The sequence below is a fragment of the Mycolicibacterium nivoides genome (assembly GCF_003855255.1).
In the GTDB taxonomy this organism is placed as follows: Bacteria; Actinomycetota; Actinomycetes; order Mycobacteriales; family Mycobacteriaceae; genus Mycobacterium; species Mycobacterium nivoides.
Window position 1 is genome coordinate 1392148 of the sequence record NZ_CP034072.1, and the last position, 24288, is coordinate 1416435.

General features: G+C 67.4%; 25 protein-coding genes. 16 read left to right on the forward strand and 9 right to left on the reverse strand.

Features of this window, described 5'->3' with window-relative positions; all coding sequences use genetic code 11:
* Nucleotides 1-13 precede the first annotated feature (13 nt).
* The 7 genes from EH231_RS06625 to EH231_RS06655 all read left to right on the forward strand — a co-directional run bounded on the left by EH231_RS06625 (nt 14) and on the right by EH231_RS06655 (nt 5455).
* Complete coding sequence (locus EH231_RS06625; protein WP_090431092.1) at nt 14-406, forward strand: ectoine synthase; 393 nt, start codon at nt 14-16, stop codon at nt 404-406.
* Complete coding sequence (gene thpD / locus EH231_RS06630) at nt 403-1314, forward strand: ectoine hydroxylase (protein ID WP_124712115.1); 912 nt, start codon at nt 403-405, stop codon at nt 1312-1314. Before EH231_RS06625 ends, thpD begins: the two co-directional genes overlap by 4 nt.
* Nucleotides 1315-1323: 9 nt before the next feature.
* Nucleotides 1324-2832 (forward strand): depupylase/deamidase Dop, encoded by a 1509-nt coding sequence (gene dop / locus EH231_RS06635; protein ID WP_090431088.1) that lies wholly within the window; start codon nt 1324-1326, stop codon nt 2830-2832.
* A gap of 105 nt (nt 2833-2937) precedes the next feature.
* Nucleotides 2938-3132 (forward strand): ubiquitin-like protein Pup, encoded by a 195-nt coding sequence (locus tag EH231_RS06640; RefSeq protein WP_003880265.1) that lies wholly within the window; start codon nt 2938-2940, stop codon nt 3130-3132.
* Between the two features lie 56 nt (nt 3133-3188).
* Nucleotides 3189-3986: a proteasome subunit beta gene (gene prcB, locus EH231_RS06645; protein ID WP_090431086.1), complete on the forward strand. Its 798-nt coding sequence runs from the start codon at nt 3189-3191 to the stop codon at nt 3984-3986.
* Nucleotides 3987-4712, forward strand: a complete 726-nt coding sequence (gene prcA, locus EH231_RS06650; RefSeq protein WP_044523898.1) for a proteasome subunit alpha — start codon at nt 3987-3989, stop codon at nt 4710-4712.
* Between the two features lie 5 nt (nt 4713-4717).
* Complete coding sequence (locus tag EH231_RS06655) at nt 4718-5455, forward strand: YqjF family protein (RefSeq protein ID WP_124712116.1); 738 nt, start codon at nt 4718-4720, stop codon at nt 5453-5455.
* On the opposite strand, the gene EH231_RS06660 is transcribed toward EH231_RS06655, so the two are convergent.
* Complete coding sequence (locus tag EH231_RS06660; protein ID WP_124712117.1) at nt 5445-6170, reverse strand: SDR family NAD(P)-dependent oxidoreductase; 726 nt, start codon at nt 6168-6170, stop codon at nt 5445-5447. The genes EH231_RS06655 and EH231_RS06660 overlap by 11 nt on opposite strands.
* A gap of 55 nt (nt 6171-6225) precedes the next feature.
* Here EH231_RS06660 and EH231_RS06665 point away from each other — a divergent pair, with 55 nt between their 5' ends.
* Nucleotides 6226-6825 (forward strand): TetR/AcrR family transcriptional regulator, encoded by a 600-nt coding sequence (locus EH231_RS06665; protein ID WP_205866855.1) that lies wholly within the window; start codon nt 6226-6228, stop codon nt 6823-6825.
* On the opposite strand, the gene EH231_RS06670 is transcribed toward EH231_RS06665, so the two are convergent.
* Nucleotides 6805-7929, reverse strand: a complete 1125-nt coding sequence (locus EH231_RS06670) for a baeRF11 domain-containing protein (protein WP_124712119.1) — start codon at nt 7927-7929, stop codon at nt 6805-6807. The genes EH231_RS06665 and EH231_RS06670 overlap by 21 nt on opposite strands.
* Nucleotides 7930-8040: 111 nt before the next feature.
* On the reverse strand, nt 8041-8664 hold the full coding sequence (locus tag EH231_RS06675; protein WP_124712120.1) for a TetR/AcrR family transcriptional regulator C-terminal domain-containing protein: 624 nt from the start codon (nt 8662-8664) through the stop codon (nt 8041-8043).
* A gap of 81 nt (nt 8665-8745) precedes the next feature.
* Here EH231_RS06675 and EH231_RS06680 point away from each other — a divergent pair, with 81 nt between their 5' ends.
* A complete protein-coding gene (locus EH231_RS06680) occupies nt 8746-9741 on the forward strand; it encodes a nitrilase-related carbon-nitrogen hydrolase (protein ID WP_090431076.1) in 996 nt (331 codons plus the stop codon).
* Nucleotides 9738-10769, forward strand: a complete 1032-nt coding sequence (locus tag EH231_RS06685; protein WP_090431074.1) for an agmatine deiminase family protein — start codon at nt 9738-9740, stop codon at nt 10767-10769. The genes EH231_RS06680 and EH231_RS06685 overlap by 4 nt, the downstream gene beginning before the upstream one ends.
* Nucleotides 10770-10795: 26 nt before the next feature.
* On the opposite strand, the gene EH231_RS06690 is transcribed toward EH231_RS06685, so the two are convergent.
* The 4 genes from EH231_RS06690 to EH231_RS06705 all read right to left on the reverse strand — a co-directional run bounded on the left by EH231_RS06690 (nt 10796) and on the right by EH231_RS06705 (nt 16887).
* The gene (locus tag EH231_RS06690) at nt 10796-13414 is read right to left on the reverse strand and encodes an NAD-glutamate dehydrogenase domain-containing protein (RefSeq protein ID WP_241177901.1); all 2619 of its coding nucleotides are present in this window, start codon (nt 13412-13414) and stop codon (nt 10796-10798) included.
* 131 nt (nt 13415-13545) lie between these two features.
* A complete protein-coding gene (locus EH231_RS06695; RefSeq protein ID WP_090431072.1) occupies nt 13546-14400 on the reverse strand; it encodes a type IV toxin-antitoxin system AbiEi family antitoxin domain-containing protein in 855 nt (284 codons plus the stop codon).
* 101 nt (nt 14401-14501) lie between these two features.
* A complete protein-coding gene (locus tag EH231_RS06700; RefSeq protein ID WP_090431068.1) occupies nt 14502-16043 on the reverse strand; it encodes an APC family permease in 1542 nt (513 codons plus the stop codon).
* Nucleotides 16036-16887 carry a universal stress protein gene (locus EH231_RS06705; protein ID WP_090432072.1) on the reverse strand — a complete coding sequence of 284 codons (852 nt, stop codon included), beginning with the start codon at nt 16885-16887 and terminating at the stop codon, nt 16036-16038. The genes EH231_RS06700 and EH231_RS06705 overlap by 8 nt, the downstream gene beginning before the upstream one ends.
* Before the next feature lie 152 nt (nt 16888-17039).
* Here EH231_RS06705 and EH231_RS06710 point away from each other — a divergent pair, with 152 nt between their 5' ends.
* Nucleotides 17040-18554, forward strand: a complete 1515-nt coding sequence (locus EH231_RS06710; protein WP_124714206.1) for a PucR family transcriptional regulator — start codon at nt 17040-17042, stop codon at nt 18552-18554.
* Between the two features lie 19 nt (nt 18555-18573).
* On the opposite strand, the gene EH231_RS06715 is transcribed toward EH231_RS06710, so the two are convergent.
* A complete protein-coding gene (locus EH231_RS06715) occupies nt 18574-19026 on the reverse strand; it encodes a hypothetical protein (protein ID WP_124712121.1) in 453 nt (150 codons plus the stop codon).
* 81 nt (nt 19027-19107) lie between these two features.
* Here EH231_RS06715 and EH231_RS06720 point away from each other — a divergent pair, with 81 nt between their 5' ends.
* On the forward strand, nt 19108-19797 hold the full coding sequence (locus tag EH231_RS06720) for a TetR/AcrR family transcriptional regulator (protein WP_164480795.1): 690 nt from the start codon (nt 19108-19110) through the stop codon (nt 19795-19797).
* A 115-nt stretch (nt 19798-19912) separates the two neighbouring features.
* Complete coding sequence (gene pafA, locus EH231_RS06725; protein WP_090431062.1) at nt 19913-21271, forward strand: Pup--protein ligase; 1359 nt, start codon at nt 19913-19915, stop codon at nt 21269-21271.
* A gap of 12 nt (nt 21272-21283) precedes the next feature.
* Here the strand turns inward: pafA and EH231_RS06730 are convergent, their stop codons facing one another.
* On the reverse strand, nt 21284-21832 hold the full coding sequence (locus EH231_RS06730; protein WP_124712123.1) for a hypothetical protein: 549 nt from the start codon (nt 21830-21832) through the stop codon (nt 21284-21286).
* A gap of 123 nt (nt 21833-21955) precedes the next feature.
* Between EH231_RS06730 and EH231_RS06735 the strand changes: the two genes are divergently transcribed.
* Genes EH231_RS06735 through tatA form a run of 3 tightly spaced genes read left to right on the forward strand, consistent with a single transcriptional unit; the run spans nt 21956 to nt 24228 of the window.
* Nucleotides 21956-22945, forward strand: coding sequence for a helix-turn-helix transcriptional regulator (locus tag EH231_RS06735; RefSeq protein ID WP_124712124.1), 990 nt, complete (start codon nt 21956-21958; stop codon nt 22943-22945).
* Complete coding sequence (locus EH231_RS06740; protein WP_090431055.1) at nt 22942-23949, forward strand: helix-turn-helix transcriptional regulator; 1008 nt, start codon at nt 22942-22944, stop codon at nt 23947-23949. The genes EH231_RS06735 and EH231_RS06740 overlap by 4 nt, the downstream gene beginning before the upstream one ends.
* Before the next feature lie 30 nt (nt 23950-23979).
* The gene (gene tatA / locus EH231_RS06745) at nt 23980-24228 is read left to right on the forward strand and encodes a Sec-independent protein translocase subunit TatA (protein ID WP_090431053.1); all 249 of its coding nucleotides are present in this window, start codon (nt 23980-23982) and stop codon (nt 24226-24228) included.
* Nucleotides 24229-24288: the final 60 nt, after the last annotated feature.

Genomic DNA, 24288 nt, shown 5'->3' on the forward strand with positions numbered 1-24288 from the left:
GGAGGCTTGAAACATGATTGTTCGCACCACAGCTGAGATCACCGGCACCGACCGCGACGTGGCCGACGGCAGTTGGCGATCCAAGCGCATCATCCTGGCCGGCGACGGCGTCGGTTTCTCGTTCCACGAGACCACCATCGAGTCGGGGTCGGTCAACGAGTTCCACTATCAGCACCACGTCGAGGCGGTCTGGGTGATCGAGGGCACCGGCACGCTGACGGATCTGGAGACCGGGCAGCAGTACCCGCTCGCCGACGGAACCATGTACCTGCTCAACAACAACGACCGCCACCGGGTCACCTGCGATGAGCAGTTGCGGATGCTGTGCGTGTTCAATCCGCCCGTGACCGGGCGGGAGGTGCACGACGAGAACGGCGTTTACCCGGCGCCACAGTCGGTCGCATGACGGCACAGCGGGACGCCGAAGGTGTTACGGCCGCGGTCGAGGATCGCTACCCGACACGGCTCGAGCACGCGATCGAGCCGATACCGCGCCACGAGCCTGTGGTGTGGGGCAGTGTCGCCGACGGGCCGCTGAGCCAGCCTCATCTGGACGGTTTCTCCGAGTACGGCTACCTGGTGGCGCCCGAGACGGTGTCGGACGATTGGCTTCCGCTGCTGCGCCACGAAATCGACCGGGTGGCAGCGGATCTGGACACGGACGACCCGCGGGTGATCCGGGAGCCGGGCGGCACGATCCGGTCGATCTTCGAGCCGCATCTGCTGAGCGACCTGGTGGCCCAGGTGGTCCGGTTGGACACGGTGCTGCCGGTCGCTCGGCAGTTGCTCGGCGGCGACGTCTACATCCACCAGGCCCGGATCAACCTCATGCCCGGGTTCACCGGGACGGGGTTCTACTGGCATTCGGACTTCGAGACCTGGCATGCCGAGGACGGCATGCCGGCGATCCGCGCCGTCTCGTGCTCGATCGCCCTGACCGAGAACTATCCGTACAACGGGTCGCTCATGGTCATCCCCGGATCGCACCAGACGTTCTATCCCTGCGTCGGCGCCACGCCCGAGGACAACCACGACACCTCACTGGTGGCGCAGAACATCGGCGTGCCGGACCAGACGACGTTGACCAAGGCTGTCGACGCCCATGACATCCACCAGTTCACCGGCCCGCCGGGGACCGCGCTGTGGTTCGACGCGAATCTGCTGCACGGCTCGGGATCGAACATCACGCCGCTGCCGAGGTCGAACGTCTTCCTGGTTTTCAACTCGGTCGACAACGCGCTGACCGACCCGTTCGCTGCCCCGCGGCCACGACCCGAATACCTGGCGGCCCGGGGTGCACAGGCCGTCACCTAGGCTGGCCACATGCAACGGATTATCGGAACAGAGGTCGAATACGGCATTTCATCGCCGTCCGATCCGACCGCCAATCCGATCCTGACCTCGACTCAGGCGGTGCTGGCGTACGCGGCTGCCGCCGGCATCCAGCGCGGCAAGCGCACACGGTGGGACTACGAGGTCGAGAGCCCGCTGCGCGACGCCCGCGGGTTCGACCTGTCCCGGGCGTCCGGACCGGCTCCGATCGTCGATGCCGACGAGGTCGGGGCGGCCAACATGATCCTCACCAACGGCGCCCGGCTCTACGTGGACCATGCCCACCCGGAGTACTCGGCGCCGGAGTGCACCGATCCGATGGACGCGGTGATCTGGGACAAGGCCGGCGAGCGCGTGATGGAGGCCGCCGCCCGCCACGTCGCGAGCGTGCCCGGGGCGGCCAAGCTGCAGCTCTACAAGAACAACGTGGACGGCAAGGGTGCCTCCTACGGGTCGCACGAGAACTACCTGATGAGCCGCCAGACCCCGTTCTCCGCGGTGATCGCGGGGTTCACCCCGTTCCTGGTGTCGCGGCAGGTGGTGACCGGCTCCGGCCGCGTCGGCATCGGGCCGTCGGGGGACGATCCCGGTTTCCAGCTGTCCCAGCGGGCCGACTACATCGAGGTCGAGGTCGGCCTCGAGACCACGCTCAAGCGCGGCATCATCAACACCCGCGACGAGCCGCACGCCGACGCCGACAAATACCGGCGGCTGCACGTCATCATCGGCGATGCCAACCTGGCCGAGACGTCGACCTATCTCAAGGTCGGGACCAGCTCCCTGGTGCTCGACCTGATCGAGGAGGGCCCGCAGTACGGGCTGGACCTGTCCGATCTGGCGCTGGCCCGGCCGGTGCACGCCGTCCACGTGATCAGCCGTGATCCGTCGCTCCGGGCCACGGTCGCGCTGGCCGACGGTCGTGAGATGACCGCCCTGGCGATGCAGCGGGTCTATCTGGACCGGGTGGCCAAACTGGTCGACATCAAGGACCCGGATCCGCGGGCCTCCCACGTGGTCGAGACCTGGGCTCATGTGCTGGACCTGCTCGAACGCGATCCGATGGAATGTGCCGAGATTCTCGACTGGCCGGCCAAGCTGCGGTTGCTGGAGGGGTTCCGCCAGCGCGAGAACCTCGGCTGGCAGGCGCCGCGGCTGCACCTGGTCGACCTGCAGTACTCCGATGTCCGGCTGGACAAGGGCCTGTACAACCGGCTGGTGGCGCGCGGTTCGATGAAGCGCCTGGTCACCGAGCAGCAGGTGATCGACGCGGTGGACAACCCGCCGACCGACACTCGTGCGTACTTCCGCGGCGAATGCCTGCGCCGCTTCGGTTCCGACATCGCCGCGGCGAGCTGGGACTCGGTGATCTTCGATCTCGGCGGCGATTCGCTCGTCCGGATTCCAACGCTGGAGCCTCTGCGCGGCAGCAAGGCGCATGTCGGCGCCCTCCTGGACTCTGTGGACAGCGCGGCGGAACTCGTCGAGCAACTCACGAACTGACCATTTCCGGCGGTGAGCTATCCCGGGCAATCCGGGTGCCGACCGGTACTGTGGAAGAACCGGTTGGGCGGTTAGCCCGGCCGATGACAATTGCAGGAGGCAGCGATGGCTCAAGAGCAGACCAAGCGTGGCGGTGGCGGCGGTGAGGACGACGACCTCCCGGGTGCATCTGCCGCCGGGCAGGAGCGTCGCGAGAAGCTGGCCGAGGAGACCGACGATCTGCTCGATGAGATCGACGACGTGCTGGAAGAGAACGCCGAAGACTTCGTGCGCGCATACGTCCAAAAGGGCGGCCAGTGACCTGGCGCGAAAACCTGTCTCTGCCCCAACCCTTCTCCGGTATCACCTCTGTAGCCATGGACCTGTCGTCCTTCTCTGAACTGCTGCGTCGTCAGGCCCCAGAACTGTTGCCGGTCAACCGTGTCGCCGATGGCGGGATCAACCCGACCAACGCGGTGCCCCACGGGACGACCATCGTCGCGATCAAGTACCCCGGCGGTGTGCTGATCGCCGGTGACCGGCGTTCCACCCAGGGCAACATGATCGCCGGGCGCGACGTGCAGAAGGTGTACATCACCGATGACTACACCGCGACCGGTATCGCGGGCACCGCGGCCATCGCCGTGGAGTTCGCCCGCCTCTATGCCGTGGAACTCGAGCACTACGAGAAGCTCGAAGGCGTCGCCCTGACCTTCCGCGGGAAGGTCAACCGGCTGGCCATCATGGTGCGCGGCAATCTCGGTGCGGCACTGCAGGGTTTCGTGGCGCTCCCGCTGCTGGTGGGTTTTGATGTTGATGCCAGCGACCCGACAAATGCCGGCCGCATCGTGTCCTTCGACGCCGCGGGCGGTTGGAACATCGAGGAAGAGGGCTACCAGTCGGTGGGCTCCGGCTCGATCTTCGCCAAGTCGTCGATCAAGAAGCTCTATCCGCATGTGGTGGACGCGGATTCGGCATTGCAGGTGGCCATCGAGTCGCTCTACGACGCGGCCGACGACGACTCCGCCACCGGTGGACCCGATCTGGTGCGCGGCATCTATCCGACCGCGGTGACCATCGGTGCCGAGGGTGCGGTCGAGATCACCGAGGAACGCATCGCCGAGCTGGCCCGCGAAGTCATCGCGCGCCGGACCCGGACGGGCGGTGAGGGGTAAATGAGCTTCCCGTACTTCATCTCGCCTGAACAGGCGATGCGTGAGCGCTCCGAACTGGCGCGCAAGGGCATCGCCCGCGGGCGGAGCGTGATCGCACTCGCATACGACAGCGGCGTGCTTTTCGTCGCGGAGAACCCCTCGCGGTCTCTGCAGAAGGTCAGCGAGCTCTACGACCGGGTCGGCTTCGCCGCCGTGGGCCGGTTCAACGAGTTCGACAACCTGCGGCGCGGCGGAATCCAGTTCGCCGACACCCGCGGCTACGCCTACGACCGCCGCGACGTGACGGGCCGCCAGTTGGCCAATGTGTACGCGCAGACGCTCGGCACGATTTTCACCGAGCAGGCCAAGCCCTACGAGGTCGAGCTGTGCGTGGCCGAGGTGGCGCACTACGGCGAGACGAAGTCGCCTGAGCTGTACCGCATCACCTACGACGGGTCGATCGCCGACGAGCCGCACTTCGTCGTGATGGGCGGCACCACCGAACCGATCATCGCCGCGCTGAACGAGTCGTACGCAGAGAACGCCGATCTGGCCGCGGCGGTCAAGATCGCCGTCGAAGCACTCAGCGCGAGCGGCAACGGTTCCGAGCCGCGCACCCTGGGCCCGGCCACCCTGGAGGTGGCGATCCTCGACGCCAACCGTCCTCGCCGGGCGTTCCGCCGGATCACCGGCGCAGCGTTGGAAGCCGTTCTGCCTGAATCGGAGCCACCGGCGGCGTCTGAGTAGCCGCAGTGGTCGAGCCGGTCAGCCCCGAAGCGCCGAGGCTGACCGGTGCCCGGATCCTTCATCAGAACTGGGTCGACTTGACCTTTCTGCACTGGCCGGTAGATGCCCGGCGGATCGCACACCTGTATCCGGCGGGCACAGAGCCGGATACGTTCGACGGGATCGGCTATGTCGGGCTGGTCGCGTTTCGGATGACCGGCACCGGTTTCGGCTACGGCCCTGGCGTGCTCGGCAGTTTCCTGGAGACCAATGTGCGCCTGTACTCCGTCGATGGCATCGGCCGTCGTGGCGTCGTGTTCCTGAGCCTGGACACCCCGAGGCTCGACGTTGCGCTCGCCGCCCGCGCGGCGCTGGGGGTCCGGTACCGGTGGGCCGGGATGTCGTACCTCAGTGACGGGAACCGCCACGCCTACACGACCGTGGTGCGCTGGCCGCGAACCCGGGCGTCCAGCCGTATCGAGGTCCAAACCGGCGATGTTCTGGTACCTGGGCAGCTTGAGCATTTCCTTACGGCGCGCTGGGGTCTGCACGTCGCTCACGGCGGGCGCACCTGGTATGTGCCCAACGAGCATCCGGCCTGGTTGTTGCGGTCGGCGGAGCTGCTCGGGTTCGACGAGTCGGGATTGTTCGCCTCGGTCGGCCTCGGCGGGCTCTGCGATGGGCCGCCGGTGCACGTCGCGTTCAGCGACGGCGTACCCGCCCGGTTCGGGCTGCCCGTTCGGGCAGGCACGCCTAGGCGATGACGTTGACCACCGTTTCGGCGGCGCTGCGGTCGGTGTAGAGCTGCCAGATCTGCTCGGCCAGCTCGTCCGGGTTCAGTGTGTGGATCGCGATTCCGGCGAACTGCGGCGAATCGGCCATCGCCCGATGGATGTCACCGCGCTCGATCAGGCCGCCGATGGTGAGGGTCCCGGCGTAGATACCGGCGGGCGCGAGTGCGGCATGCAGGGTGACCGCGTAGTTGCGCAGCGCTGCCGCCGCCAAGGCCAGCCCGCTGAGCGGGGGCATCGGCACGACACTGCTCAGACCGCCGGCGAACAGCAATCCTCCGCTGCCGCGCTGCCGCATCTCGGGCAGCAGCTGCGCGGCGAAGTCGACCGCGGGTACGACGCTGTCGAGCGCCGCCTTCGCGCCGGCGGCGTCGAGATCGGTGATGTCGCCGGTGGGCGCCGTTTCGAATGCGGCCGGACCGTAATAGCCCACGTCGATCCGGCCGAACCGGGCACGGACCGCGTCGATGGCGCTGCGCAGCTGATCGGGCCGGGCCGCGTCGGCGACATAGGCGGCCGCCTCGATTCCGTTGTCGGCCAGTGCGGCCAGGTAATCCGAATGCCGTTGTGGCGAACGCGAAATCAGCGCGACGCGGTATCCCGCGGCGCCGAACCGCTGTGCGACCGACAAGCCGAGGCCGGGGCCGGCGCCGAGTACCACCAGGACCGGGGAAGAAGTTGAGGTCATACTCAACTTACTAGCACAAGTTGAGTGCACCCTCAACTTCGATATGCTGAACAGCATGTCGGCGATGCGTGCGGATGCGGTCCGAAACCGGGACCGCCTGGTGGCGGCGGCCGCCGAACTCTTCACCGAGCGCGGAGTCGACGTACCTCTCGACGAGGTCGCGCGAAAGGCGGGCGTGAGCATCGGCACGCTCTACAACCACTTCCCGAACCGCGGCGCACTCCTGGATGTCGTGCTGTCCGACCGATTGGCCGTCATCGACCGGCTGGCCCGGCAGGCGCTTGCCGATGCGGACCCATGGCGGGGATTCACCGGGTTCCTCCACAGCCTGTTCGCGATGCAGGCATCCGACCGCAGCATCAACGACGCGGTAGCCCGTAATCCTGTGGGCGCCGTCGACATCGCGGGGGAATGCGGCCGTGCCGGGGGACTACTGGAGGTCGTCGTCGGACGGGCCAGAGACGCCGGGGTGCTGCGAGCCGACTTCGGCGCCGATGACCTGGCGACGTTGATGTGGGCGATGTCGAAGGTGATCGCGATGGCCGACGGAGACGACGCCGTCTGGCGGCGTCACCTGGGTTTTGTGCTGGACGGGCTGAAAAGCCCGGTCGGCAGTGAGACGGGGCCCGGGCTGTCAGCCCAGGGCGAACCGTAGTTTCGCGACTGCCGTCTGGTTCCAGATGCCGGCGGTGATTTCGTCGGGTCGCACAGCGAAGGCCTCACCACGGTGCTCGAGGACCGTCACCGCGATGCGGGACAGCACGTCATACCCGGAATCGTCGTAATGCAGCGCGCCGTTCGCGGCCTCGATCCGGCCCAGGACATCGACGGTGAAGTTGTATACGAGGGTGTCCACCGCGCCGGCCGCCGCGGCGCGCGCGATGTCGCCCAGATCGGTGGCCACCAGCCCCTTGCTGAGGTCATTGCCCAGCTCCTCGACCCACGCGTTGGCTTCTTCGGAGTTCAGGGCGGGCAGTGACTCGCGGATGGCGCCGTCGATCTGATCGGGCCGCAATTCGTCAGCGGCGCCGGGCACCGCCACGATCCGGCGCTTGTGGTCGAGCCCGCGGTACATGTCGAGCAGCGGGTCGGTCGCGAACAGGTACAGCGGCCGCGTAGACGACGGATCGAGCTGCCCCAGTTCGGAGTCCACGGCCTCGGCGACCCGCTTGGCGTACTGCTCCAACAGCACTTTCTTGCCCTCGTCGCCCACCAGGCGGCGCACGTGGCCCCGGTCGCGCACGGTGGCGCGATGGGTCGCGTCGGCCACGTCGGCTGCGTACTCGCCGGTGAGCTCCAGTTCCTCGGCACGTGTGCTCGCGGTGGCCTGCCACAGGTTCCAGCCGTCGGCCGAGAGCGTCAACGCAAAGGCTTCCTGCGGCGTGGTGACCGCCCGCAGAAGCTGGCCGATGTCGAAGTAACTGCCCACCTGCGACTGGTTCTCCAGCTCGTTCGGCAGCACGTAGACCTCGTGGAAGTCGTCGGCGATGAAGATGGCCACCGAACTGGAAAGGCTCAGCCACAGGTCCGATTCGGCGATCTCGGCCCAGCGCGATCGCAACTTTTCCTCGACGGCGTGCCGCGCCCCGGAATCGCGGATCGTGCGCAGGGCCCGGTCGACGGCGCTCTTCGCGGTCAACAGACTCTTTTCCCGCTCGTCGGGTCCCGGTGCGGTTTCCGCGTACACCGTGATGGCGTGCTCATGAGGCTCGCCAAGGCGGATCAGGTCGGCAACATCGGGCAGGTCGTAGCGGGTCATCACCCCTCCTTTGCGCGGACTGCTACCAACCTTATGCCTGCGAGGGCCGCTGACCAGGGTAAAAAGTCCCAGAAGGTGGCATCACGCAGCGAATCGGGTCGACCGCAGGCCTCAATTTCGCTCGGCGCCCGGTATCACGGCCGCCAGTCCGTAAAGCAGTACCGCGATGCCGAATTCGAAGGCGTCGTCGGCGCGGGCGGGCTTGGCGCTGCCGGTGGTCAGCGCGGCGGTCAGTTCCGGGCCCACCTCGGCGCCGGTGCTCCAGGGTTCGTCGGGGGCCGCGACGTCCAGGGCCGAGCCCAGCACGAAAGAGTCGATCAGGGTGATGGCGCGCAGCGTGTCGGCTGGGTCGAATCCGGCGCGGCTGAAGGTGACGGCCAGGGTGTTGTACATGGTCAGAGCGTGTTCGCTGTTCACCGCGTGTGCCGTGAGCAGCGGGATGAGGCGCGGATAGCGGGCGTAGCTCTGCCGGTAGGACCGCATGATGTCGGCGACCACCTCGGTCCAGGGCCGGGCCGGGTCATCCGCGGGGAGGGTGACTTCGGACATGGCCCGCTCGCGTAGCAGTTCGACGATCTGTTCGCGGCCGGCGACGTGGTTGTAGAGCGATGACGGCCGGACCTTCAGCGCCCGGGCGAGTTGAGGGACGCTGAATCCACCGGTTGAGTTGACCAAATCCATTGCCGCACTGGTGATGCGGTCGGGGGAGAGCAGCGGTAGCGGAGGGCGTCCCATGGCACATTTCTACTACCTCTTTACAACCGCTGTTAGCGGGGTCACAATAAAACGAATGCCATTCGTTTTAGGAGACGACTGATGATCACCCTGACCGCCACCGCTCCCGAGTCGTTGTCCCGCAGCGCCGCGTCGACCCGCCCTCCGCTGCGGGTCGGGTTGGTGCAGCATCGGTGGCGGCCCGATGCGACAGAGCTGGTCAGGGTGCTGCGGGACGGTATCGACAGGGCAGCCGGCGCCGGCGCCGCGCTGGTCTGCCTGCCGGAGATAACCCTGCTGCGCTACCCCGCGGACACCCCGGCCGGACCGAACCCCGGCGAGTCCGCCGAGGATCTCACCGGAGGCCCGACCTTCGCCCTGGCCGCCGAGGCGGCCCGCGCGAACGACGTCTTCGTGCACGCCTCGCTGTACGAAAAGGCTCCGGCGGCAGATGGATTGGGCTTCAACACGGCAATCCTGGTGACCCCGTCGGGGGAGCTGGCCGGTTACACCCGCAAGCTGCACATCCCGATCTCGGCCGGCTACTACGAAGACACCTACTTCCGTCCGGGTCCAGGAGGCTCCACCGGCCAGACTGACCCGTATCCCGTGTACAACCCGGAGGGCCTGGGTGCCCGCGTCGGCCTGCCGACCTGCTGGGACGAATGGTTCCCGGAAGTGGCTCGCAGCTACTCACTCGGCGGTGCCGAGATCGTGGTCTATCCGACGGCCATCGGTTCGGAGCCGGTGTTCCCGGCCTTCGACACCCAACCGTTGTGGCAGCACGTGATCGTCGCCAACGGCATCAGCAGCGGGCTGTTCATGGTGGTGCCCAACCGGGTCGGTGACGAGGGCAAGGTCACCTTCTACGGTTCGTCGTTCATCTCCGACCCGTTCGGCCGGGTGCTGGTGCAGGCACCTCGCGACGAAGAAGCCGTGCTGGTCGCCGACCTGGATCTGGATCAGCGCCGGGACTGGCTGGAGCTGTTCCCGTTTCTTCTCACCCGGCGGCCCGACACCTACACCGCGCTGACCGCGCCGGTCGATGTGGAGCACCCGTACGGCGTCGGCCACGAAGCCACGGCAGTGGTGAAATGACCACCTACCGGATGCCGGCCGAGAGTGCGCCGCAGGATCGTGTTTGGATGGCGTTCCCGTCGGCCGGCTACTCGCTGGGCGACACCGAAGCCGAGCACCACGAAGCGCGCAGCACCTGGGCGGCGGTCGCGCACGCGGTGCTGGAGTTCGAACCGGTGACGATGGTGGTGGACCCCGCCGAAATGTCGGCGGCCCGGCGCTATCTGTCCGCCGCTGTCGACATCGTCGAGGCGCCGTTGAACGACGCCTGGATGCGCGATATCGGTCCGACCTTCGTACACGCCGGGGACGGTTCGGTGGCGGCGGTGGACTGGGTGTTCAACGGCTGGGGCGCCCAGGATTGGGCGCAGTGGGACAGCGACTCCAAAATCGGTGCGGCCGTTGCCGATTGGTCCGGCGTACCGGTGGTGGACTCGAACCTGGTGAACGAAGGCGGTGGGATCCAGGTCGACGGGCTGGGAACGGTCCTGGTCACCGAGACCGTGCAACTGGATCCCGGCCGCAACCCCGGCGCCACCAAGGCCGACGTCGAAGCCGAGCTGGCCCGCACCATCGGTGCCGATCACACGGTCTGGTTGCCGCACGGGCTGACCCGTGACTCGCAGCGCTTCGGTACGCGCGGGCACGTCGACATCGTGGCCGCGATACCCTCGCCGGGCCGGCTGCTTCTGCATGCGCAGAGTGCCGACTCTCACCCGGATCACCTGGTGTGCAAGGAGATCCGGGCATCGATCGAGCAGACCCACGATGTCGCCGGACGGCCGTGGGAGATCGTCGAACTACCCGCGCCCGACCAGTTGACCGACGCGGAAGGCTTCGTCGACTACAGCTACATCAATCACCTGGTGGTCAACGGCGGCGTGATCGCCTGCGCGTTCGGCGATCCCAGGGATGCGGACGCGGCGGCCATCCTGGCCGAGCAGTACCCGGGCCGCCGTGTCCTCAGCGTCGACGCCCGCCCGCTGTTCGAGCGTGGCGGCGGCATTCACTGCATCACCCAGCATCAGCCTTCGGCCCGCCGGCGGTGATCAGATTGCCGGCCCGCCGGCGGTGATCAGATTGCCGGCCCGCCGGCGATGATCAGCCGGCCGATCGCCTCGCTCACCTTGGCGCGGTTGCCGTCCCCGTTGCGCAGTACCCACGACGTCAGGTGCTCGACCAGCTCGCGCATCTGCAGCAGCGCCTGGATGCGCCGGCCCTCATCGCTGTTGCCGGCCAACTCGGCCGCCCACAGTGCGTCCAGGTCGAGGATGTCGCGCACCGTGGCGTAGGCAAGCGCCACCTCGGGCGTGGTCACCGCCAACCGCTCCTGCATGCGGTAGATGGTGCCGGGGCCGACCCGGTTGATCAGCTCACCGGCCACCGAGGTCGCCACGATCTCACGGCGCAGCGGGTGGCGGCTGATCTCGGCGTGGGCATGCTCGGCGACCGCAGCGGGGAAGTAGTCGCCGAGGCGGTGCGCGAACGCCTCATGGTCCGGAATCTCGGAGGCGAGCAACTCCTGTGCCACCAGGTTCTTGGATTGGGCGAGCAACACGGCGATCTCGGGTCGGGTGAGGCCCAGCCCCATGGTGCGACGGCGCACCAGTTCCGGCGCGGCCGGCAGCCCCTCCACCTGGGGGTCGACACCCGCTTGATCCTGCAGGTTGCTGATCAGCCGGATGTGCCGGTCCAGCAGTGAATCGGCTTCGGCGGCGGCCATGCTGATCGCCAGGATCGCCTCGGCGTTGTCTTCCAGCACGCGCGCCGCGACATCGTCGGTGGCCTCGGTGAGCAGCGTATTGCGCTGTTCGGTACCGATGTTTCCGGAATCCAGGGCGATCTTGATGTTGACCTCGAGGTCCGAGGTCGCGACACCGGCCGCGTTGTCGATGAAGTCGGCATTGATCCGGCCGCCGTTCAGGGCGAACCCGATACGCGCCTGCTGGGTGAGCCCGAGGTTGCCGCCTTCGCCGATCACCTTGCAGCGCAGCTGCGACGCCGATACCCGGACCCGGTCGTTGGCCTTGTCCTGGGCATCGGCGTCGGTCTCCCCGTCGGACCTGACGTAGGTGCCGACACCGCCGTTCCACAGCAGGTCGACGGGTGCGCACAGCACCGCCGAGATCAGTTCGTCCGGGGTGCACTCGGTTGCTTCGATACTCAGCGCGGTGCGTGCCTGCGGTGAGAGCGGTATCGACTTGGCCGTGCGGGGCCACACCCCGCCGCCGGCCGAGATCAGCGTGGAGTCGTAGTCCTGCCAGCTCGAGGCGGGCAGATCGAACAGCCGTGCACGCTCGCCGAAGGATGCCCGCGGGTCCGGGTCGGGATCGACGAAGATGTGCCGGTGGTCGAAGGCGGCGACCAATTTGATGTTGTGGGACAGCAGCATTCCGTTGCCGAACACATCGCCGGACATGTCCCCGATACCGGCCACGGTGAACGGCTCGACGTCGATGTCGCGGCCGGCTTCGGCGAAATGCCGCCGCACCGAGAGCCACGCTCCGCGTGCCGTGATGCCCATGGCCTTGTGGTCGTAGCCGGCCGAGCCGCCGGAGGCGAAAGCATCGCCGAGCCAGAAGCCGTACTCGGCGGCAACGGAATTGGCCAGGTCGGAGAATTTCGCGGTGCCCTTGTCGGCGGCCACGACCAGGTAGGCGTCGTCTCCGTCGGGGCACACCGTCCGGTCCGGATGCCGGACCGCGCCATCGACGATGTTGTCGGTGATGTCGAGCATCCCGCGGATGAACGTGCGGTAGCCGTCGGCGGGGGCGACGTCGGCGTTGCGGAGGACGAACGCGCCTTTGGCCCCGGTGGGCACGATGGGCGCGTTCTTCACGGCCTGTGTCTTCATCAGGCCGAGCACCTCGGTGCGGAAGTCCTCGGCGCGATTCGACCAGCGCAGACCGCCTCGGGCGATGGCCCCGCTGCGCAGGTGGATGCCCTCCATGGCGTCGGAATACACGTAGATCTCGCGGTGCGGGACCACCGGGCCGACGCCGGCCAGCTGGGCCGAGTCGATCTTGAACGACAGGTAGTCCTTCGCCTGCCCGTCCGGCCCGAGCTGGAACCAGTTGGTACGCAAGGTCGCCCGCACGAAGCTGTGCAGTGCGCGCCGAATGCGCTCGTCGTCGAGCGACGTGGCGGCATCCACCAGGGCGGCCACGTCACGATCGGCCTGTTCGGCGTCCGTATGGTCCGTGCCGTCGGGGTCGAAACGGGCATCGAAGAGCGCCAGCAGCGCGTTGACGAAATCCGGTGCGGCGAGCAGCGAATCGATGATGTAGTCGGTTGAGAAACCCAACCCGGTCTGCCGGATGAACCGGGTGATCGCGCGAGTCAGGACCACCCGGCGCCAATCGATACCGGCCGACGCGATGAGCGCGGCGTATCGGTCGACCTGCCAGCGCCCGGCGATCGCCGCCTCGTAGGCCCGTGCGATCAGGTCGAGGGTGGCCACCGGCAGGTTCAGGCCGCAGAATTCGTAGCAGTGTCCGGCGTCGCTGACCTCATAGGACGCGACGCGCAGTCCGAAGTGTTCGAACATGGCGCAGACCTCGGCGAGCAGCGGCGGGCTTCCCGGCCACTGCACCTCGGCGCGGGTGCCGGCTTCATCGGCGGCAAAAGACACTCGGGCAGAAGGGTTTTCCACAGCCAGAGTCTCGGCCATGTCGGGTCGGACAACCATCGACATTCTGGCGATCTTGCGTGCGGAAACGGCGCCATTTTGTCCAATGCCTAGGTGGGTGAACTGACCCCGCTTGCCGACCTCGCTAGCGATTTGTGCACGATTCTCCGCGGCAGCCGCGGAAAATCGTGCACAAATCACTCCAAGGCATTGCGTATCTCGGCGAGGACGCGATCGGGATATTCAGTCAGATCGAGCCAGGTGAACCGCAAGATCTGATACCCGAGCAGCGAGATGACGTTCTGCCGGTTTCGGTCGTTCACGAAGTCGTCAGCGTTGCTGTGAAAAGCCCAGCCGTCGACTTCGATGGCAAGCCTTGCCGCCGGAAAGACGACGTCGATCTTGTATCCCGCGACTGGATGGTTGGCCTTCCATCCGGTGATCTTGTTGCGGCGCAATAGTTTCACCAGCAGGCGCTCGGCTTCGGAACGGGCGCCATCTGCTGCGGACAGCAGCAGGATCCGGGCCGCCGGCGACCCGTGCCTGCCCTTGTTGCGCAGGTGCGCATCCCATAGTTGCTTCAGCTCGACGTGCCGTTGCAATGCCGCATCCATCAACGTGGCGCCACCGCCGCGGCGGGTCGCGGCTTCGATGACTGAAAGTGGAAGTGCGGTTACACGGAGTCCATTGCGCTCGACGATGTCGGAGCCGGGCAGATCGCGGCGTCGGACCCGGATCCCGTCGCGCTTGCGGTGATTGCTCACCCTGGGCACGGTGACTTCGACGCTTTCTGGCGGGTAGCGCGTGACGCCATGCCACCATGCGGCGGCCAGGCCGCTGGCGGTGGCGGCCGGCCCGTACGACCACACCGCGCTGCGCACCCGTGCTGAATCGGTGAATGGACGATCGTCGACGAAGAACACTCCGGGTGCGCAACGCAGCCAGTGGCCCGAACGAACGCGACGGCTGATGGCGTCGTCGCTGAGCCCGGCGGACAGGGCTTGTGCCCGGGTGATTACGCCATCGTGATTGCGAAGGTAGTCATCGAGCACACTGAATCGGACGTCCGCGCCGCCGCTCCGGTTCCACCGATTGTGATTTGTGCACGATTCTCCGCGGCAGCCGCGGGAAATCGTGCACAAATCACCCTGACTCAGGGAATCGGCGGCGTGTCCATGGTCAGGGTTTCGCCCCGGAAGAATGCCGGCTGGACGAAACGCAGGCCGAGCATGAGGACGGCGCCGAACAGCAGGATGCCGAATCCGAGATAGAACACCAGGCCGATGCCGCCGATCGACGCGCCGCTGCCGCTGGCCTCCGGGTCCATGCTCACCAGCACCGACTTGACGAACACCGACAGCAGCATGACACCGCCGACTGCCGGGAACACCAGCTTGTAGATGACGTTCCTCGGGCTGAGGAACAGTTCCTTGCGGAAGAACCACACACAGGCGAACGCGGTGATGCCGTAGTACCAGCAGATCATGATGCCAAGGGCGGCAATGGTATCCAGCAGTGTCCGCTCGGACAGCAGTGTCACGATGGTGTAGAAGCAGGCGGTGACCACACCGGCGACCACGGTGCTGAACACCGGTGACAGCGATCGCGGGTTGACGCTGGCGAACCTCTTGGGGAACGCACCGTAGGCACCCATCGCCAGCATGGTGCGGGCGGCAGGCAAGACGGTCGTCTGCAGGCTCGCGATCGACGATGCGAACACTGCCAGCAGCAGCAGTGGGCCGCCCCAGTCACCCAGCACCGGATAGGCCAGCGCCCCGAACACGTTCTCCGCGATCTCCTCGTTGCCCAGCCCCAGCCCGGTGGTGCCGACTCCGGCATACATCATCACCGCCACCGCCACCAGCAGGTAGGTCAGCAGGATGGACATGACACACAACAATCCGGCCCGGCCGGGCACCTTGGTGGGGTCCTTGCTCTCCTCGCCCAACGTCAGGCAGGTGTCCCAGCCCCAGAAGGCGAAGATCGAGCCGATCAGCCCAATGACGAAGGCGCTCATCGTGAGTCCGGTGAACGGGTCGAACCATTGGATGTCGAAACTCAGGTGCCCCTCGACCTCGCCGGACCGCGCGATGGCGACGACCGCGAACGTCACAAGGACGGTCATCTGGAACCCGACCAGCACATACTGCACCTTCTCGCTGGTGGTGATGCCGCGACAGGAGATGAAGGTGGCGATGGCGAGTAGCAGAACCGTGGAAACGATGTTGACGGCGACATTGTCCGCAGGGAGCATCGCGAGCGTTTCGTTGTGCAGCACCTTGCCCAGGAACTCGTAGCCGAAGAGGACGCCGATCGAGGCCAGATTGGACAGCACGATGATGGTGGCGATCACCATGCCCCACCCGCACATCCAGCCGACGTACGGCCCGAAGGCCTTGGTGGACCAGGTGAACGACGCGCCGCAGTCGGGTGCGCGGGAGTTCAGTTCGCGGTAGGCGTAGGCGGTGAGGAACATCGGGATGAAGCCGGCGATCAGGATGGCGGGCATCTTGAGGCCGACGGCCGCGACGATGAGCCCGATGCTGGCGGTCAGGGTGTAGCCCGGCGCCACCGTCGAGATGCCGAGGATCGCTCCGGTGAAGGTGCCGATCCGTCCCGGTGCCAGGCCTTTGGCGACCAAGCCCTCCTCCCGCTCGGCCCGTTCCAGTTCGGTGCTGGCCAGTTGCTCAGACATGTTCTGCCCCTTCATCCTTGGGTACCACAAACATCGGGACTTGCAGAACGCGCAGCATCTTCGCCGCAGTCGACCCGAGGAACAGGCGGCGCGGCTGGGCCAGCCGGCTCGAACCGACCATGATCATGTCGCCGTCTTTCCAGCCCAGCTTGTTGACCGCCTCCTCCACGGTCGGGCCGGTGGCCACCCGTGAACTGACCGGAACATCATCTGGCAGAAAGTCTTTCGCTTGATCCAGGGCACGCTGTGCGTGCTGCTGAGCGGCTTCCAGCCGGCGGGCGTCATCCACGGCCACCAGCGACACCAGCCGGAGGGGCGTCTCGGTGGCCCGGCAGAACCGCAGGGCGGTGTTGAGTAGCAGGGTGGCTCCGGGCCGGGTGCCGATGGCGCAGGTGACCTCACGAATCCGCTCGCTGCGCTGCAATCGGGCGCCGCGCGGTGCGATCACGACCGGTATCGGCGAGGCGTGCACCAGATCGTTGACCACCGAACCGAGAGACAGGGGCCCGGCCATCCCGCCGCCGGCTCCACCGACCACCAGCGCGTCGGCGCCCAGGTTCTCGGCCGCCGCGATCAGGCCCACGGTGCTGGACTCGTCATAGCTCAGGTGGGTGGTCACCGGCACGTCGTTGCGCACCCCGGCCGCGGCGGCGGCCAGCCAGCCGTCGGCTTCCCGGTGCAACACATCCCCGGGGGTGGGGGCGAGTGCCGAGCGGTCACTGGGCAGAACCATGCACAGGTCGAGGCCGGCGCCCAGGGTGCGGGCGATCTGTTCCCCGACCGCGACGGCGTCATCACCTCCCGGTGTGGCGATGTAGGCGACGGCGATTCGTGGAGTGTTCATCGACTGGGTCCGCACCGTCCATCTCTTGTGAAATTCATCGGGTCTCTGGCGGGCCAAGTGTGTCGCGGAACACATCGCAGTTCATCCGACAATATGGAGATTTTCTGTGCAGCTTTTCGACATTCTGTACATTCCTGTTGGTGGCGGTTCCGGTGCGATGGGTGATCGAACAGTCGGACCTGCATCTGCGTCTGCTGGCGGGCTCGGCCGGTGTCGGGCGCGAGGTGAACCTGGTGCTGACCACTGAACTGGCCAATCCGGCCGAATGGCTCTCCGGTGGCGAAATGGTGCTGACCACCGGCATCAGCCTGCCTGCCAGTGGTCGCGGGCGGCGTCGTTACCTGCGGTTGCTGGCCGAAAGTGGGGTTGCTGCAGTTGGATTCGGTATTGGTCTGACATTCGACGCGGTCCCCGGCGATGTGGTGGACGCTGCCGAGGAACTCGGGCTGGCGCTGATCGAGGTGCCGCTTCGCACCCCGTTCGCGGCGGTGGTGCAGCGGGTCGGTTCGCGCATCGCCGAGCTGGAGTACGACGCGGTGCTACGCGCTTCCCGGGCGCAGCCGCGCATCACCCGGGCGGTGGTGAGCGACGGTCCGCGCGGTGTCGCGGCCGAACTGGGTCGCGCGCTGAAAGCCGCGGTGGTGGTGCTGGATCCGACCGGGACGGTGATCGCATCGCAGCCGAGCAACCTCAGCGTCACCACGGTCAACCTGGTGCGCGACTCGATCGAACCGGGGGCCGCGTCGGGGGTGCGGGTGCTCTCGGACGGCACCACCGTGGCCCAACAGGACATCCGGGTCGGCGGCCGCTCGCACGGCGTGCTCGCCGTGGTCAGCCCGGGCGCACTGAGTCCGGTCGACCAGGTTCTGTTCGGGCACGCAACATCGTTGCTGGCCTTGGATTTCGAGAAGCCGGCCCGGCTGCAGGAGGTGCAGCGGCTGCTCAACGAACAGGCGCTGGGACTGCTGTTGACCGGCGAGCTCGACCCGGATCCGGTGTATGCACAGCTGGGTCCGGTCACCGACGCCGCGGGCCGGATCCGCGTACTTGTCGTCGAGTTCGACGACGAAGTGAAGTCCGCGACCCACCGGAGGAGGACGGTTGCGGCGGTGGTGCGCGAGCTGGAGGCGGCCGGACATCCGGTGTTCGTGCACGGTGCCGATCACCGGCTGACGGTGTTGCTGCCGGGCACCGTGACGGTGGACGGCGCCGCCGGTCTGCTTGGTGGGCTGGACCGATCGGTGCGCAAGTCGAGCCGCAGCGGGCTCAGCGGGACGCAGCCACTGTCCCGGTTGATGCAGGCTGTCGACGACGCCCGACTGGCCGCATCGGTGGCCGAACGGGGTTGTTACCCCTTGGAATTCGCCGCGCTGGCCGGCAGTGCGCTGCTGTCTTCCGGGCCCAGCCGTGAGGTGCTGGTGGCGCTCGGGGCGGCGGTGCTGACTCCCGTGGCCGACCACGACGCGCAGCATGGAACCGGGCTGATGGCGGCGCTGCGGGCGTTCCTGGAGGCCAACGGCCAGTGGGAGGCCGCCGCGGCGGCCCTCGGCGTGCACCGGCACACGATGCGCAAGCGGATCGAAATGACCGAGTCGTTGTTGGGTTGTGATCTCGGGGTGGCCCGGGTGCGGGCCGAACTGCTGCTGGCGATCTTGGCGCGCGGCTGATCTCATCGCCGCGGCGTGCTCAGACAGTGACCGTCCTTTCATCCCGTGTGCGCTCGCGACGCCAGCCGACGTAGGTCAGCCACAAGCCCATCGCGGTCAGTAACAGGAAGAAGATCCGGGCGGCCAGCATCGGGCCCGGGCTGGTGACGGTCGCGTTCGCCCCAGAGTCGATGACCGACGGGATGGCCATCATCGCCAGTCCGCGCAGCGCCACGAACCAGCCGAACAGCGAGATGAGCGCCGCCGTCACGCTGTACCAGTACTGGTGGAACGCGATCACGATCAGGCCCATCATCAGCATCGCCGCACCGAGGATCCAGGGCAGGACCGGATTGTCGAACAGTCCGCCGAGCAACCCGGTGAGGTCTGGCAGGCGAATCGCGATGATCACCGTCGCGGCCGCGACGAACGGGCCCAGGACGCGGGCGAACGCCCGGGTGCGGCGTCGGGCTTCGGGGGTGGCCTGTGACATCGCTGCTCCAATCAATAAACCGACGGACGGTCTATTATTACGTTAGGCTCGTTCCTGAGCAGTCGTCAATGGGAGGTGTCCGTGGCCCGTCGGGTCAAGCCGGATGAGTACGCGGCCCGTCGTCGGGAGATCCTCGATGCCGCTCTGCGGCTCATCCACGACAAGGGCTATGAGCGGATGACCATCGAGGACGTACTGGCCAAGGTGCAGATGTCCAAAGGCGCGCTCTACCACTACTTCGGGTCGAAGCAGGCGCTGCTGGAAGGGATCGTCGATGCGATGACGGAGGGTGCGACGCCGCCCCTGGAAGCGGTGGTCGCCGATCCCAGTCTCGATGCCATCGCCAAGCTCCACGCCTACTTCGGCGCGTCGGCCGCATGGAAGGCTGACAACCCGGCCGCTGTGTCGATCCTCATGACCCTGTGGCGGGACGAGAACGCGTTGTTCCGCCAGAAGCTGGCCAAGGAGTCCATGCGCACGTCGGTGCCCATGCTCGAAGCCGTCATCCGCCAGGGCTGCGACGAAGGCGTGTTCGACGCCGGGTTCCCGCACGAGGCGGCGATGTTCATCGCGGGCCTGGACGGCGTGCTCGCCGATGCCTTCGCCGTCGCGATGGAACAGGACGGATCCCGCGGGATCGACGCCGGCGGGCCCCGCGCGCAGCGTGTGATCGGCGCCTACCTGCAGGCGATCGAACGCATCCTCGGGTTGCCCGACGGCTCGCTGGCGCCCGTTGCCGAGGGGCCTGCCGCCGCGGTACGGGAGACGTAGCCAGGTCGAAATCGATCGGGCCCGCGGCCGTACCGCGCGCGACGTCCAGATTTTGCCGCCCCGTCAGCGCGCGCTTGTCCACCGTTGCGGTGAACCACCCCGTAAGCTCGTTAGCGTGCAGCGACGAATCATGGGCATCGAGACGGAATTCGGTGTGACCTGCACCTTCCATGGCCATCGCCGGCTCAGCCCCGACGAGGTTGCCCGCTATCTGTTCCGGCGGGTGGTGTCGTGGGGCCGCAGTTCCAACGTGTTCCTCCGCAACGGAGCCCGGTTGTACCTCGATGTGGGCAGCCACCCCGAGTACGCAACCGCCGAATGCGACAACCTGACCCAGCTGGTCACCCACGACCGCGCCGGTGAGCGCGTCCTGGAGGACCTGCTGATCGATGCCGAGCAGCGGCTGGCCGACGAGGGCATCGGCGGCGACATCTACCTGTTCAAGAACAACACCGACTCGGCGGGCAACTCCTACGGCTGCCACGAGAACTACCTGATCGTGCGGGCCGGTGAGTTCTCCCGGATCTCCGACGTGCTGCTGCCGTTCCTGGTCACCCGCCAGCTCATCTGCGGCGCGGGCAAGGTGTTGCAGACGCCGAAGGCCGCCACCTACTGCCTGAGCCAGCGCGCCGAGCACATCTGGGAGGGCGTCTCCAGCGCGACGACCCGGTCGCGTCCGATCATCAACACCCGCGACGAGCCGCATGCCGACGCCGAGAAGTACCGCCGCCTGCACGTCATCGTCGGTGACTCCAACATGTGCGAATCCACCACGATGCTCAAGGTGGGCAGCGCCTCGCTGGTGCTGGAGATGATCGAGGCCGGTGTGCCGTTCCGCGATTTCTCCCTGGACAACCCGATCCGTGCCATCCGCGAGGTCAGCCATGACCTGACCGGGCGGCGTCCGGTCAGGTTGGCGGGCGGCCGGCAGGCCAGCGCCCTGGACATCCAGCGCGAGTACTACAGCCGGGCCGTCGAGTACCTGCAGACCCGCGAACCGAGCACCCAGATCGAGCAGGTGGTCGATCTGTGGGGCCGCCAGCTCGACGCGGTCGAGAGCCAGGATTTCGCGAAGGTCGACACCGAGATCGACTGGGTGATCAAGCGCAAGCTGTTCCAGCGCTACCAGGACCGCTACAACATGGAGCTGTCCGATCCGAAGATCAGCCAGCTCGACCTCGCCTACCACGACATCAAGCGCGGTCGCGGGGTGTTCGACCTGTTGCAGCGCAAAGGTCTGGCCTCCCGGATCACCACCGACGAGGAGATCGACGCCGCGGTCAACACCCCGCCGCAGACCACGCGGGCCAAGCTGCGCGGCGAGTTCATCAGCGCCGCACAGGAAGCCGGGCGGGACTTCACCGTCGACTGGGTGCACCTCAAGCTCAACGACCAGGCTCAGCGCACCGTGCTCTGCAAGGATCCGTTCCGGTCGGTCGACGAGCGGGTGAAGCGGTTGATCGCCAGCATGTAGGCGGTCCCGGGGTCAGAACAGACGGGTCGCGGTCCGAGTGAAGACGAAGCCGTGCTCGCCGGCGCTGCACGCGAACATCCCTATTGCGGGGTCGGGGCCGACCCCGCACACCATGCCCGCCGGAAGATTGATCTTGTGCGCCGGCGGCAGCGGCAGGAACTCGCCGGGTCGTGGTTTCCAGTCGGGTGCCGGCGGATCAGCGGGCTTGATCGTCGCCGGGGTGTTCGGCCCGAACGACGTGTCCCAGTATCCGCCCCGGTCCGGCCGGGGCCCCGAACACCAGAGCCGGTGCAGGTAGTCACGTACGTTGATCGAGCACCGCTGACCGTCGGGCGTGGTGAACGTGTCGCCGCTGAAGTACTGCCGGGTGTTCTCGGTTCCGTAGACGTTCCCGACGAGGGGATAGTTCGACAGGTCGGGGAATGCGTCCGGAGCGGCGAGGGGCACCCCGCCGGAGATGCGGGTGCACGCGACCGCGCCGAGAAGCACAGCCGCCGCCGACATGCCGCGAGCGAATCTGCGCATGCCGTCCTCCCGGGCATCGAGGGTGCAGGCGATCACGCCGCGGCTCCAGCATCGCATTCGTGACGCGTCGGCCAGTGCACCTTTTTCGGGTGGCGCCGCCCGCCCCGCCCGGCCGCCGCTGACCGGATCCGCCGTGCGAAGGCCCTAAGCTTTCATCTCGTGGCGGTATCCAAAGTCGAGCGGTTGATGAACCTCGTCATCGCCCTGCTGTCCACCCGGTCGTTCCTGCCTGCCGACAAGATCCGCGCCAGCGTCGCCGGATACGCCGACAGTCCCAGTGACGAAGCGTTCTCCCGGATGTTCGAGCGCGACAAGAACGAATTGCGCGACTTGGGCATCCCGTTGGAGACGGGCCGGGTGTCGAAGTTCGATCCGACCGAGGGCTACCGGATCAATCGGGATTCCTACGCGCTGCCGCCGGTGCAGTTGAGTGCCGACGAGGCCGCGGCGGTGGCGGTGGCCACCCAACTGTGGGAGTCCCCGGAACTGGTCACCGCGACGCAGGGCGCGCTGCTGAAGCTGCGCGCCGCGGGCGTCGACGTCGACGCGGACGGGGCCGGTGTGGCCATCGCGTCGACCGCGACTCTGCCCGGGCTGCGCGGCTCCGAAGAGGTGTTGCGAATCCTGCTCTCCGCGATCGACTCCGGGCATTCAGTGCGATTCCGGCACCGGGCCTCACGCAATGCCGAGTACACCAGCCGGAATGTCGAGCCCTGGGGCGTCGTCACCCATCGCGGCCGGTGGTATCTGGTCGGACATGATCGCGACCGCGACGACACCCGTACCTTCCGGCTGTCGCGCATCGACGCCGACGTGAGCCCCGTCGGGCCGGCCGGCGCGGTGGCCAAACCCGAGGGAGTGAATCTGCGGGAGATCGTCGCCCGCGCGGTGGCCGAACTGCCCACCGGTGAACAGGCCAGGGTTTGGATCGCCGGGGGACGTGCCACCGCTCTGCGCCGGCAGGCCATCGAGACCGTGCCGCGCACGCTGGGTGGGCGCGCGGGAGAGGAGATCACCGTCGACATCGGAATGTCCGACCGGCTGGCCCGCGAGATCGCGAGCCACGGCGCCGACGCCGTCGCGCTGGAACCCCAGTCGCTGCGCGAGGACGTGGTGAACCGGTTGCGGGCGCAGGCGGGCACGGCATGAGCAGTCAGGTGTCGACCCGGCTGGTCCGGCTGCTGAACATGGTTCCGTACTTCCAGGCGAATCCGAAGGTCACGCGCGACGAGGCCGCGGCTGCACTAGGGGTGACCCGCAAACAGCTGGACTCCGATCTCGAACAGCTCTGGATGTGCGGGCTTCCCGGCTACAGTCCCGGTGACCTCATCGACTTCGACTTCGAAGGGGACACAGTCGAAGTCACGTTCAGCGCGGGTGTCGACCGCCCGTTGCGCCTGACGTCCACGGAAGCCACGGGCATCCTGGTGGCGTTGCGGTCGCTGGTCGACGTGCCCGGGATGGTGGACCCCGAGGCCGCGCGCAGTGCCATCGCCAAGATCGAATCGGCGGCGGGCACCCAACGTGCGTCTCTCGAGGATTCCGGTCCCGAGGAGACGGTGCCCCAGGAAACCGGCGCCGCCGCCGCGGTCCGGGCCGCCGTGCGTGACGCCCGCGCGCTGACGCTGGAGTATTACTCGGCGTCGCATGACTCCCTCACGTCGCGCACGGTCGACCCGATCAGGGTGGTACTGATCGGTGACAACAGCTACCTGGAGGCATGGTGCCGTACCGCCGAGGCGGTCCGGATGTTCCGGTTCGACCGGATCGTCGCCGCGGAGCTGCTCACCGACCCCTCCGCGCCGCCGTCACCGGCGGTGCAGGCCGGCACCGACACCTCGCTGTTCGATCCCGACACCGCTGACCCGTCATTGCCGTCGGCCACCCTGCTGATCGACCGCTCCGCGTCGTGGATGTTCGACTACTACCCGCTGCGGGTGGTCAGCGAGTTGCCCGACGGGGCGTGCGAAGCGGTGATGACCTACGCCTCCCAGGAGTGGATGGCGCGCTTCCTTCTCGGATTCGGTTCGGCAGTGCGGGTGTTGGCCCCGGAGGTATTGGCACAGCGGGTGCGGGAGTCGGCCGGAGAGGCTCTGCGCGTCTACGACACCGCGGCGCCGCATGCCTACGACGCCGGCGACGCACGCGGGTAGACTCGTCACGGACGTCTGGAGGTAACCAAATTGGGTGGTCTACAACCCTGGCACTGGATCATTGTCATCGCGGTGTTCGTGCTGCTTTTCGGCGCCAAGAAGCTGCCGGATGCGGCGCGGTCGCTCGGTAAGTCGATGCGGATCTTCAAGTCCGAGATCAAGGAGATGCAGTCGGATTCTGCGGCCTCCTCTACGGAGACCCCACCGGCCAAGCCGATCGCCTCCGAGCGGGTCGATTCTCCTGCCCCCGAGCAGTCCCCGGACCGCCACACGGCCTGACCGGTCCGGCGCCCGATCGCGGTCATCGCCCCGCGATGACGCGTCGCGCCCACGACCAGG